Source organism: Exiguobacterium sp. s142, assembly GCF_018618455.1.
Taxonomy (GTDB): domain Bacteria; phylum Bacillota; class Bacilli; order Exiguobacteriales; family Exiguobacteriaceae; genus Exiguobacterium; species Exiguobacterium aurantiacum_A.
In genome coordinates this window covers 112,046-121,758 of record NZ_JACSMB010000008.1, presented here as the reverse complement: position 1 = coordinate 121,758, position 9,713 = coordinate 112,046, and the positions used below count along the sequence as shown (strand labels likewise).

Sequence of the window (9,713 nt, the reverse complement as noted above, 5' to 3'; positions counted from 1 at the left end):
CGTGGGTCCCCGCCGAGCACAAGATCGGGATCGACCTCGGCCTCGGGCACTTCGCCGTCATGACGAACGACGCGATGGTGACGGAGAAGATCCCGAACCCGCGCAACCTGCGCGAGGCCGAGTCGCGGCTGAGACGGGCGCAGCGCTCCCTCTCCCGCAAGAAGCCCGGCAGCAGGAACCGCGAGAAGGCGCGGCTCCTATTGGCCAAGAAGCATGAAAAGGTACGGAACCGCCGGCACGACTTCCTCCACAAGCTGTCACGACGCACCGTCGACGAGAACCAAGTCGTCGTCGTCGAGACGCTGAAGCCGAGGGAGATGATGCGGGTCCGCCGCCTGGCAAAATCGATCGGGGACGCCGGATGGGGCGAGTTCGTCCGCCAGCTGGAATATAAGGCGAGATTCTATGGACGGACGTTCATCAAGGCCGACCCGTGGTTCGCCTCGACCCAGGTCTGTTCGGCCTGCGGCGAGAACGGCGGCAAGAAGGACCTGCACGTCCGCGAGTGGACATGCGCCGCTTGCGGCACACACCACGACCGCGACGTCAACGCGAGCCTCAACCTGTTGCGCCTCGCGGACTGAAACACCCCAGGGCAGGGACTGCCCGACGAGCTTGGTCCACAACCGTGGCTGGTCAAAGCACGGTCTTCCCAAGAAGCTCCCACTTCAAGTTGCGAAGCAAACAAGTGGTGAGTAGTTCACTGCGCTTTATTTAACTCGGTGTAGTGATCGAACACAAAAAACACCGACTGTGGATCAGTCGGTGCTTTGGTTATGACTTGATGCCAAATTTCTCTTCGAGGTAGATGGCAATCCCGTCATCCATGTTCGAAGCGGTCACTTCGTTGGCGACGACTTTGAGCTGGCTGATGGCGTTGCCCATCGCGACGCCCGTGCCGACGTAGTCGAGCATTTCGAGGTCGTTCTCTTCATCGCCGAAAGCGATGATGTTCTCACGGCTGATGTTCAAGTGCTTCGATACTTCGCGAAGGCCGAGCGCCTTCGATGTATTTTGGCTCATGACTTCGATCATGTGCTCGGGCATGCGCCATTGACGGTTCAAGACGGCTTCGGCGTGCACTTTGTTCAAGCTGGCCCGGACGTTGTCGACGTGTTCTTTCGTCGCGTGGATCAAAAGCGACGTCGGCTCGTCTTGCAAGTGCTTGAGCAAGTCACCCGATGTGACACTGAGTGCCCGTTCGGCGTAAGGACCGTAAAATTCTTGCGGATCTTTATGGAAATAGACGTGGTCGGTCACTTCGACGACGATGTTGTGTGCTTTCGTCTCCGATACTTCTTCGATGATGTCGTGTGCTGTTTTAAGTGGGATCGGACGGTGTGTGACCGCGTAGGACGTATCTTTCGGGTGATGGACGAGCGCTCCGTTGAAATTGATCAAAGGCGTCGTCAAGCCGAGTTGTTCATAATACATGATCGAGTGGCGATGGGGCCGTCCTGTTGCGATCATGACTTCATGGCCGGCATCACGAGCCGCTTGAAGAGCGCGGATGTTCCGTTCGCTGATCGTCTTGTCATCTCGTAACAACGTACCGTCTAAATCGACTGCGATTAAATAACGTGACATAAGTCATCCTCTTTTCTACATTGTGTACTATTTCTCTGACCGTACCATATTTCACGTTTCGACGGAAAGAATATACAATCGAGGTCGCATATTGTGCAGCAACAATGATATACTATTGCCGTATGGAATTTTATGAATATCTGTGAGATGGAGGGGACTTTCGATGCGTTACTTAGTCACATTGTTCTGGGCGATCTTGCTTTCGAATACAGCGGTCTTTATCATTTCAGCTGTCGATGGCGTGACGTTCAATGCGGTGCTCGCAACAGCCTTTGGCGTGGTCATCACAATCTTTATCGCGCTCTTGGATACACTTAACCAAGACATGGGAATCAACGACGTCGCCCAAGAAAAGTAAGACGTCCACAACCAAACTGGCTCATATCCGAGTCAGTTCTTTTTATACACATTTAGGAGGGATCGACCATGAAAAACAGTGCCAAACGCGCCAACTTCATTACGTTCGCCATCATCGGTGCCATCATCGTGATCGGGATCGCGCTCTTATTCTTCTTGAATAATGCGAATGAAGAGACCGGCGTCAACGCCGTGTCAGCGGACGAGCTCGAACAGAAGATTGACGAAGAAGAAGAGGTCGTCGTCTACTTCTGGCAGACGGGTTGCGAATATTGTGAGCAAGTCAAACCGTATGTCGAACCACTCATCGAGGAGTATGACGCGGTCTCGATCAACTTGGCCGATCATAACGTCTGGACGACTTATGGCATTAACGGAACACCAACGATGATTCGTTTTAAAGACGGTCAAGAAACAGGTCGTGTCGAAGGGGCCGTCTCGGAACAACAATACGAAACGTTCTTTAAAAACGAGGAGGCCGCACAGTGATCAAAAGCCGCTTGTATCAGACGTTGTTTGAATTGAATGCGACACCGTTCATCGCCAAGCGGCTCCGTCAGTTCGCCGAGTCGAAGGCGAGCCGCGCGTTCATCCCGTCGTTCGCAAAAACGTATCAAATCGATATCGCTGAAGCGGCAGAGCCGATCGACGCCTATCCGAGTCTGCACGCCTTTTTCACGCGCCACTTGAAAGACGGGGCGCGCCCGATCGATGCAAACACGGACACGGTCGTATCACCGTGCGACGGACAATTGTCGATCGTGTCCGCCATAACAGACGAGAGTCGGTTTGAAGTGAAGGGGCAGTCGTATACGCTCGCCGAGATGCTCGGTTCACAGTCAGAGGCGAGACGGTATGCCGGCGGGACGGTTTGCGTGCTCTACTTGAGCCCGCGTGACTACCACCGTGTCCATGTCCCGCTCGCAGGCCGAGTGCTCAGCCATTACGAGCTCGGCGACCGTTCGGCGCCGGTGAATGAACTCGGTTTGACGGAGACGGTCCGCCCGTTGTCACGTAACTATCGCCGTGTCACACGCTTTGAGAGCGTGGCCGGACGTTACGAGCACATCATGGTCGGCGCTTTGAACGTCAATACAATCGAATGGACCCATGACGGCGAACGTGTCGATAAAGGGGCCGAGGTCGGTTACTTCTCGTTCGGCTCGACCGTCATCCTCTGTTTTGAGAAAGATCGTGTCGTCATCGACCCGGCGAAAATTGGTCCGGTCCGGCTCGGTGAAGTCATCGGTTCGATTCAATCGAACGCTTGACTGGTAAGTGAATAGACAACAATTTTCTGGCCGGTCAAACGAGACACTAGTCGTTTGGCCGGTTTTCGTATAACATAGAAGGGATATCAATACTTGTATAAGCTGTTGAATCGCTTTAGCTAATTGGAGGAATACAAACGTGTTTAATCGACTTTATCCGAAACAGTTCGTCGCGTCAGTATTTGACATCGACCTTGAAGACTTGAAAGACCGTGGTGTCCGCGTCATTTTGACGGACCTTGATAATACACTCGTGGCCTGGGACGTCCCGCACGCACCTGAGCTTCTTTTGCTATGGCTCGAGAAAGTGAAATCACATGGACTCGATGTCATCGTCGTCTCGAATAATAACGAGAACCGCGTGCGCACGTTTACGGAACCGCTCGGTCTTCATTATGTGGCGCGTGCGAAAAAACCGTTGCCGTCTGGGTTCAAGCAAGCACTTGCCAAGTACGGCTATTCAACCAAAGAAGCGATTTTCTTAGGCGATCAAATCTTCACTGACGTGCTCGGCGCCAATATGGCAGGCATTCACGTCGTTCACGTGCAGCCCGTCGTCAAGACGGACGGTCTCGTCACGAAGTTCAATCGCATGCTGGAGAAAGTCGTATTCGCGCATATGAAGCGTCGCGGGAAGTACGTGTTGATCACGAAAAAAGTGGAGGAAATCGCAGTCGATGCGAAGCGGGCCAAAGTGGCCGTCGCTGAAAAGATCGGCGAGGCGATGCACTCACGTTCAGAAGATTCACATAAAAAAGATAAATAAGGGCCTCGAACGCATAGGAAGAAGGAGGCTGTCTTGTACGGCGCGTAAGACGTCGGAATTAACGCTTCAGGAGTAGCGGCGAGGCGCTACGAAGAATGAAGAAGAGGAAACTTAAAGGACAGCACATACGAATATGGAAGAAACGAAACGTTATTGCGCCGGTTGCGGCGTTCTCATTCAAACAGAAGACCCGACAGCAGTCGGTTATGCACCAAAATCGGCACTGGATCGCGAGATCGTCATTTGCCAACGCTGCTTCAAATTGAAGCATTACAACCAGATCCAAGACGTCGAATTGACGGACGATGACTTCTTGCGCATCTTGAACGGGATCAGCGCCAAAGAAGCGCTCGTCATCAAAATCGTCGATATTTTTGATTTCAACGGAAGCTGGCTCCCGGGACTTCAACGTTCGGTCGGATCGAACGATGTCTTGTTAGTCGGGAACAAAGTCGATCTACTGCCGAAGTCGGTCAACCCGAACCGTATGGCCAACTGGATGAAGACCGAGGCGAAAGAACTTGGCTTGACGCCGGTCGATGTCCATTTGATCAGCGCTAAAAAAGGTCACGGCATCGACGAATTAGCAGAGAAGATCGAGTACTATCGCAAAGGGAAAGACGTCTACGTCGTCGGTTGTACGAACGTCGGGAAATCGACACTCATCAACCAAATCATCAAGCGCTTCGGTGCTGAAGATGAAGCGATCATCACCGTCAGTCATTTCCCGGGAACGACGCTCGACTTGATCGACGTCCCGCTCGACGATGATGCGAACCTGTACGATACGCCAGGGATCATCAACCGCCATCAAATGGCGCATTACGTCGACGCGCGCGATTTGAAGACGATCACACCTAAAAAAGAGATCAAGCCGCACGTGTTCCAATTGAACCCGCAGCAAACACTCTTCTTTGGTGGTCTGGCTCGTCTCGATTATCTGGAAGGCAATAAACGTTCATTCGTCGTCTACATGTCGAACGAGTTGAAGACACACCGGACGAAGCTCGACAAAGCAGATGAGCTTTATGAAAACCATATCGGCAAAATGCTTAACCCGCCGAACGAGAAGACGTTGCAATTGTTGCCGCCGCTCGTGCGTCATGAATTTAGTCTCCGTGACGGCGTCAAGACGGATATCGTCTTTAGCGGACTCGGTTGGGTCGCCATCCACGGAAAAGGTGGACGGATTGCCGCTTGGGCACCAAAAGGAGTCGTCGTCACATTACGCGAGGCGCTCGTATGAGACTGGCCGTCATCGGTCACCCAATCGCTCATTCGCTCTCTCCCTCCCTGCACGAGCAGTGGCTGAGAGCGTCTGGGCTTTTCGGGCGGTATGACGCGCTCGACGTCACAGCGGACGAGCTCGCCCCATTGTTTCAGTCGATGCGGGACGGGGACTATGACGGGTTCAACGTCACGATCCCGTACAAGGAAGCGGTCATCCCGTTGTTAGACGACTTGGAGGACTCAGCCAAGTCGGCCGGTGCCGTCAACACCGTCTATAAGCGGGACGGCCGTTTGATCGGCGCGAATACGGATGGCGTCGGTCTTGTGACCGCACTCGACCCGTACACCGACTGGTCTGGTCGTGTGCTCGTCATCGGGGCGGGTGGAGCGGCACGCGGGATCATCAGCGCGTTGCCGACCCGAAACGTCACGGTCACGAACCGGACGATCGACCGGGCCGAGCGTCTCGCGAAGACGTTCGGCATCGAGTCACAACCGCTCGGTGATGTCGACGTCGCCTGCTACGACGTCATCATCCAAACGACATCGGTCGGCATGGATGGGGTACAATCACCGCTTCCGTTAAATGGATTACGACAAAACACCGTCATTTGTGATATCATATATCGTCCACTCGTCACACCGTTTTTAAGCGACGCCACAATCCGAGGCGGTAAAACCGTGAACGGGACTGCCATGTTCGTCGGGCAGGGAGCGTTGGCGTTCGAACGCTGGACAGGTGTGAAACCGGATCAAATTGTCGGAATGAAGTTAATTGAAAGCTTATTGGAGGAATAAAAATAATGTTATCAGGTAAACAGAAGCGATTTTTACGCGCCGAGGCACACAACCTCTCGGCCATCTACCAAGTCGGAAAAAACGGCGTCAGTGAAGCGATGTGCAAAGACATCGGCGATGCGCTCGAAAAGCGTGAACTGTTAAAAGTCCAAGTTCTTCAAAACTGTCTCGACACGCCGAAAGACGTGGCTGGAGAGTTGGCTGAAGGAACGAAGGCAGAAGTCGTTCAAGTCATTGGAAAAGTCATCGTCTTGTACAAACAGGCGAAAGAGAAAGAGAATCGCCAAATCAAGCTTCCATGAGTCGCATCGGGCTGATGGGGGGCACGTTCGACCCGCCGCATCTCGGTCATCTGTTGATTGCCGAGCAGGCGAGAGAACAACTCGAGCTCGACGAGGTCTGGTTCTTACCGGCAGCGATTCCGCCCCATAAGGCCGGGTTCAGCCGGGCGGACGACCGGATTGAGATGACGCGGCGGGCCATCTCCGGTCACCCGGATTTCAAGCTCAACTTGATCGAGTTCGAACGAGCTGAACCGTCCTACACGGTCGAGACGATGAAACGGTTGCGGGAGCAGTATCCGGCTGACACGTTCTTCTTCTTGATCGGGGCCGATTCACTCGACGCGCTCGAGAAGTGGCATGATTATGAGACGCTGACTACGCTCGTGACGTTCGGTGCGGTCGCACGGCCCGGAAGTCGTTACCGGATCCCGAGCCGAGCTGACGTCCGTACGATCGACATGCCGCAGCTTGAGATCTCGTCGACCGACATTCGGGAACGTGCGAAGCGGAACAAGTCGATCACGTATCTCGTCCCATGTGAAGTCGAAACTTATATCAAGGAGCACGATTTGTATGACGTATGAACAAGCACAGGCATTGATTGAACGAACGTTGCCTGAGAAACGGTACATCCATACGCTCGGTGTCGTCGAGACGGCAGAACGTCTCGCCCGAACGTACGGAGAAGACGTGGACCAGGCCCGGCTCGCGGCAATGTTGCACGATTATGCGAAGTACCATGACCGTGACGAGATGCGTCAAATCGTCTTAGACGAGCATCTCGACCCGTTGTTGCTCGAGTTTGATGACGAACTGCTTCATGCGCCGGTCGGAGCGGTCTTGTTAGACCGCGCCTACGACCTCGACGCTGAAGTCATATCGGCCATCAAAAACCACACAACCGGCGAACCCGGCATGTCGCGCCTCGATCAAATTTTATTTGTCGCGGATGCGATTGAACCGAATCGTCGGTATCCCGGTGTCGACGTGTTGCGCGATTTGGCAGACGTTTCACTTGAAGCGGCCGTCGTCGCGACACTGCGCCATACGATTAACTATTTATTGAAGAAGTCGGTGCGGATTTTCCCGCAGACGATTACGACATATAACTATTATTTGAACACACCTTAGGAGGGTCTATATGACTGTAAAAGAAGAACTTGAATTGATTGTAAAAGCTGTTGACGATAAACGTGGGGAAGACATCGTCGTCCTCGACATGGAAGGTATCTCACCGATCGCCGATTATTTCGTCATCTGCCACGGTAACTCAGAGAAGCAAGTCGAAGCGATCGCACGTGAAATCAAAGACGTGGCGGGCGAGAACGATTTGCCGCTTAAAAAATTCGAAGGTATGGACTCGGCACGTTGGGTGCTCGCTGACCTCGAAAACGTCGTCGTCCACATCTTCCACCGTGACGACCGTGACTACTACAACCTTGAAAAATTATGGGCTGACGCGCCGCACGTCGACGTGGAAGTCGGCTAATGACGTACGAAGGGTTCGCCTACGTATACGATGAGTTGATGAAAGATGCCCCGTACGCGGATTGGGTCGCGTTCGTGCGGCGCCACGTCGCGGACGGTGCATCGCTTGCCGACGTCGGATGCGGGACGGGCTCAGCGACGATCCGGCTGGCCGAGCATTACGACACGATCGGTCTCGACTTATCTGAGTCAATGCTCGAAGTCGCCCAAGAGAAAGCGCTCGAAGCGGGCGTCACGCTGCCGCTCTGGCAACAAGACATGCGTGAGCTCGAACTGCCGGCTCCGGTCGATGCCGTGACGATCCTTTGTGACTCGCTTTGCTACCTTGCGGACGAGGCCGACGTCGTCGACACGTTCGAGGCGGTATATGAGCAGCTGAAGCCGGGCGGGACGTTTATCTTTGACGTCCATTCACCGAACAAGATGGAGACGCTCTTCAACCAGAAGACGTATGCGTCGAACGGGGAAGACTGTTCTTACATCTGGTTCGCTGACCCGGGCGAGAAGCCGCTCTCGGTCATCCACGATTTGACGTTTTTCGTCGCGCTCGAGGATGGCATGTATGAACGCGTCGAAGAGACGCACGAACAGCGGACGTATGAGCCAGGGCAGTATATGCAATGGCTCATCGGTGCCGGTTTCCACGTGAAATCGGTCACGGCCGACTTCACGGATCAAGCCCCGGGCCAAAACGCCGAACGAATTTTCTTCGTCGCCCAGAAATAAACGAGACCCTATCGCGTGAAGCGATAGGGTCTTTGTCATGATTAAACCTCGTGACTGAACTGCCACTGGACGCCAAACCGATCCTCGACCGAACCGTAAGCTCTGCTCCAAAACGTTTCCTGAAGCGGCATGAGAATACGACCACTGACAGATAGAGCAGAAAACTCACGAGTGATTGCGTCCAAATCATCCGTCACGACGGCAAGCGTGATGTTTTGACCGAACGTGACCGGACCATCCGGCATCGCATCGGAAAACATGAGCGATGTTCCATGGACATTGAGCCGAGCGTGAAGGACGAGATGGGCCATGTCTTGAGGTACGGCCTCTCCGTCCGAACCAGTCTGATCACCGAACGCCATGATATCAGGCGTGGGTTGTCCGAACACTTGTGCATAAAACTCGAGGGCATCGCGACAGTTCCCATTGAAGTTCAAGTACGGATGGATGGGCATACAAGTTCCTCCTTGAATCATTTTCTTAATTATAGAACATATGTTCGTTTTTTTCAAGTCGATAAAGGATGGCTGCCTCCGCTCGATTGTTCAATCTGATAGGGAAACGGGAATAAGTGAAGAGAGAGTTTCTGAGAAAGAGGGTGCGGAAGATGAAGCTGACACGAGGAAGTATGCTAGAATTCGGATTCGTCTTGTTCATGGGAATTATTCTCATCACGTCCATCATTCAAGGGGCGTGGTTTAACGCGAGTGTCGCCGGGGCGGGCATCGTCTCGGGACTGATTCCGTTCATGTTGGAGAAGGCGTTTAAAACCGAGTTCGATGCCAAGATGAAAATCGCCTATATTATTTTCCTGTTCGCCTCGCAATATTTGGGTTCGATCGTCGGATTATACAGCAATGGATGGTGGGACACGTTTTTGCACGTGTTGAGCGGGGTGTTTTTGGCGTTTCTTGGCTTTGATTTCTTTAGTCGTCTCGATGAAGACATCCGGCTCGAGATGCCGAAGCGCTTCCTCTTCGTCTACATCGTCGTCTTCTCGATGGCGGGCGCGGCGCTATGGGAGATGTATGAGTTCACGTCAGACATTGTGTTGCAGACGACGATGCAAGGGAACGGGAACGATGACACGATGGTCGATATAATTGCCGGATCGCTCGGTGGGGTCATCGCTGCCTTATTGGTGACAGAAATCCATCGGAAAGAGCAGATTAAAAAGAAGAATGGAACCACCTAAAAATAATAGCG

Annotated in this window: 15 protein-coding genes; 13 read left to right on the top strand and 2 right to left on the bottom strand. The window is 53.4% G+C overall.

Annotation, left to right across the window (positions count from 1 at the left end; all coding sequences use genetic code 11):
* The coding region (locus KNP77_RS09360) for an RNA-guided endonuclease TnpB family protein (RefSeq protein ID WP_214890301.1) at positions 1 to 584 on the top strand (584 nt) is incomplete at its 5' end.
* Positions 585 to 774: 190 nt separating this feature from the next.
* Here the strand turns inward: KNP77_RS09360 and KNP77_RS09355 are convergent.
* Positions 775 to 1,587, bottom strand: coding sequence for a Cof-type HAD-IIB family hydrolase (locus KNP77_RS09355; RefSeq protein ID WP_070327821.1), 813 nt, complete (start codon positions 1,585 to 1,587; stop codon positions 775 to 777).
* 163 nt (positions 1,588 to 1,750) lie between these two features.
* On the opposite strand from KNP77_RS09355, the gene KNP77_RS09350 reads away from it, so the two are divergent.
* From KNP77_RS09350 to KNP77_RS09300, 11 genes are all read left to right on the top strand, one after another.
* Positions 1,751 to 1,945, top strand: a complete 195-nt coding sequence (locus KNP77_RS09350) for a YjzD family protein (protein ID WP_070327820.1) — start codon at positions 1,751 to 1,753, stop codon at positions 1,943 to 1,945.
* A gap of 68 nt (positions 1,946 to 2,013) precedes the next feature.
* Positions 2,014 to 2,433, top strand: coding sequence for a thioredoxin family protein (locus KNP77_RS09345; RefSeq protein WP_070327819.1), 420 nt, complete (start codon positions 2,014 to 2,016; stop codon positions 2,431 to 2,433).
* Entirely contained in the window at positions 2,430 to 3,215 is a 786-nt protein-coding gene (locus tag KNP77_RS09340) for a phosphatidylserine decarboxylase (protein WP_083273994.1), read from the top strand. Before KNP77_RS09345 ends, KNP77_RS09340 begins: the two co-directional genes overlap by 4 nt.
* Before the next feature lie 139 nt (positions 3,216 to 3,354).
* Positions 3,355 to 3,981: a YqeG family HAD IIIA-type phosphatase gene (locus KNP77_RS09335; RefSeq protein ID WP_070327818.1), complete on the top strand. Its 627-nt coding sequence runs from the start codon at positions 3,355 to 3,357 to the stop codon at positions 3,979 to 3,981.
* Between the two features lie 133 nt (positions 3,982 to 4,114).
* On the top strand, positions 4,115 to 5,227 hold the full coding sequence (gene yqeH, locus KNP77_RS09330; RefSeq protein WP_016508207.1) for a ribosome biogenesis GTPase YqeH: 1,113 nt from the start codon (positions 4,115 to 4,117) through the stop codon (positions 5,225 to 5,227).
* Positions 5,224 to 6,009 carry a shikimate dehydrogenase gene (aroE, locus tag KNP77_RS09325; protein WP_070327817.1) on the top strand — a complete coding sequence of 262 codons (786 nt, stop codon included), beginning with the start codon at positions 5,224 to 5,226 and terminating at the stop codon, positions 6,007 to 6,009. Before yqeH ends, aroE begins: the two co-directional genes overlap by 4 nt.
* Positions 6,010 to 6,014: 5 nt before the next feature.
* Positions 6,015 to 6,311, top strand: a complete 297-nt coding sequence (gene yhbY, locus KNP77_RS09320; protein ID WP_016508126.1) for a ribosome assembly RNA-binding protein YhbY — start codon at positions 6,015 to 6,017, stop codon at positions 6,309 to 6,311.
* A complete protein-coding gene (locus KNP77_RS09315; protein WP_070327816.1) occupies positions 6,308 to 6,877 on the top strand; it encodes a nicotinate-nucleotide adenylyltransferase in 570 nt (189 codons plus the stop codon). Before yhbY ends, KNP77_RS09315 begins: the two co-directional genes overlap by 4 nt.
* Entirely contained in the window at positions 6,867 to 7,424 is a 558-nt protein-coding gene (gene yqeK / locus KNP77_RS09310; protein ID WP_070327815.1) for a bis(5'-nucleosyl)-tetraphosphatase (symmetrical) YqeK, read from the top strand. Before KNP77_RS09315 ends, yqeK begins: the two co-directional genes overlap by 11 nt.
* Positions 7,425 to 7,434: 10 nt before the next feature.
* Positions 7,435 to 7,782 carry a ribosome silencing factor gene (gene rsfS / locus KNP77_RS09305; RefSeq protein WP_070327814.1) on the top strand — a complete coding sequence of 116 codons (348 nt, stop codon included), beginning with the start codon at positions 7,435 to 7,437 and terminating at the stop codon, positions 7,780 to 7,782.
* Complete coding sequence (locus tag KNP77_RS09300) at positions 7,782 to 8,507, top strand: class I SAM-dependent DNA methyltransferase (protein WP_131443514.1); 726 nt, start codon at positions 7,782 to 7,784, stop codon at positions 8,505 to 8,507. The genes rsfS and KNP77_RS09300 overlap by 1 nt, the downstream gene beginning before the upstream one ends.
* Before the next feature lie 41 nt (positions 8,508 to 8,548).
* On the opposite strand, the gene KNP77_RS09295 is transcribed toward KNP77_RS09300, so the two are convergent.
* Positions 8,549 to 8,962, bottom strand: a complete 414-nt coding sequence (locus KNP77_RS09295) for a VOC family protein (protein WP_070327812.1) — start codon at positions 8,960 to 8,962, stop codon at positions 8,549 to 8,551.
* Positions 8,963 to 9,114: 152 nt separating this feature from the next.
* On the opposite strand from KNP77_RS09295, the gene KNP77_RS09290 reads away from it, so the two are divergent.
* Entirely contained in the window at positions 9,115 to 9,702 is a 588-nt protein-coding gene (locus KNP77_RS09290) for a DUF2238 domain-containing protein (protein WP_214890298.1), read from the top strand.
* The last annotated feature ends 11 nt before the right edge of the window (positions 9,703 to 9,713 follow it).

Excerpts from the sequence above, each read along its gene's own strand:
- KNP77_RS09290 (WP_214890298.1), top strand. The coding sequence starts at position 9,115 with ATGAAGCTGACACGAGGAAGTATGCTAGAATTCGGATTCGTCTTGTTC.
- KNP77_RS09355 (WP_070327821.1), bottom strand. The coding sequence starts at position 1,587 with ATGTCACGTTATTTAATCGCAGTCGATTTAGACGGTACGTTGTTACGA.
- KNP77_RS09300 (WP_131443514.1), top strand. The coding sequence starts at position 7,782 with ATGACGTACGAAGGGTTCGCCTACGTATACGATGAGTTGATGAAAGAT.
- KNP77_RS09295 (WP_070327812.1), bottom strand. The coding sequence starts at position 8,962 with ATGCCCATCCATCCGTACTTGAACTTCAATGGGAACTGTCGCGATGCC.
- KNP77_RS09345 (WP_070327819.1), top strand. The coding sequence starts at position 2,014 with ATGAAAAACAGTGCCAAACGCGCCAACTTCATTACGTTCGCCATCATC.
- rsfS (WP_070327814.1), top strand. The coding sequence starts at position 7,435 with ATGACTGTAAAAGAAGAACTTGAATTGATTGTAAAAGCTGTTGACGAT.
- aroE (WP_070327817.1), top strand. The coding sequence starts at position 5,224 with ATGAGACTGGCCGTCATCGGTCACCCAATCGCTCATTCGCTCTCTCCC.
- yqeK (WP_070327815.1), top strand. The coding sequence starts at position 6,867 with ATGACGTATGAACAAGCACAGGCATTGATTGAACGAACGTTGCCTGAG.
- KNP77_RS09350 (WP_070327820.1), top strand. The coding sequence starts at position 1,751 with ATGCGTTACTTAGTCACATTGTTCTGGGCGATCTTGCTTTCGAATACA.
- yhbY (WP_016508126.1), top strand. The coding sequence starts at position 6,015 with ATGTTATCAGGTAAACAGAAGCGATTTTTACGCGCCGAGGCACACAAC.
- yqeH (WP_016508207.1), top strand. The coding sequence starts at position 4,115 with ATGGAAGAAACGAAACGTTATTGCGCCGGTTGCGGCGTTCTCATTCAA.
- KNP77_RS09315 (WP_070327816.1), top strand. The coding sequence starts at position 6,308 with ATGAGTCGCATCGGGCTGATGGGGGGCACGTTCGACCCGCCGCATCTC.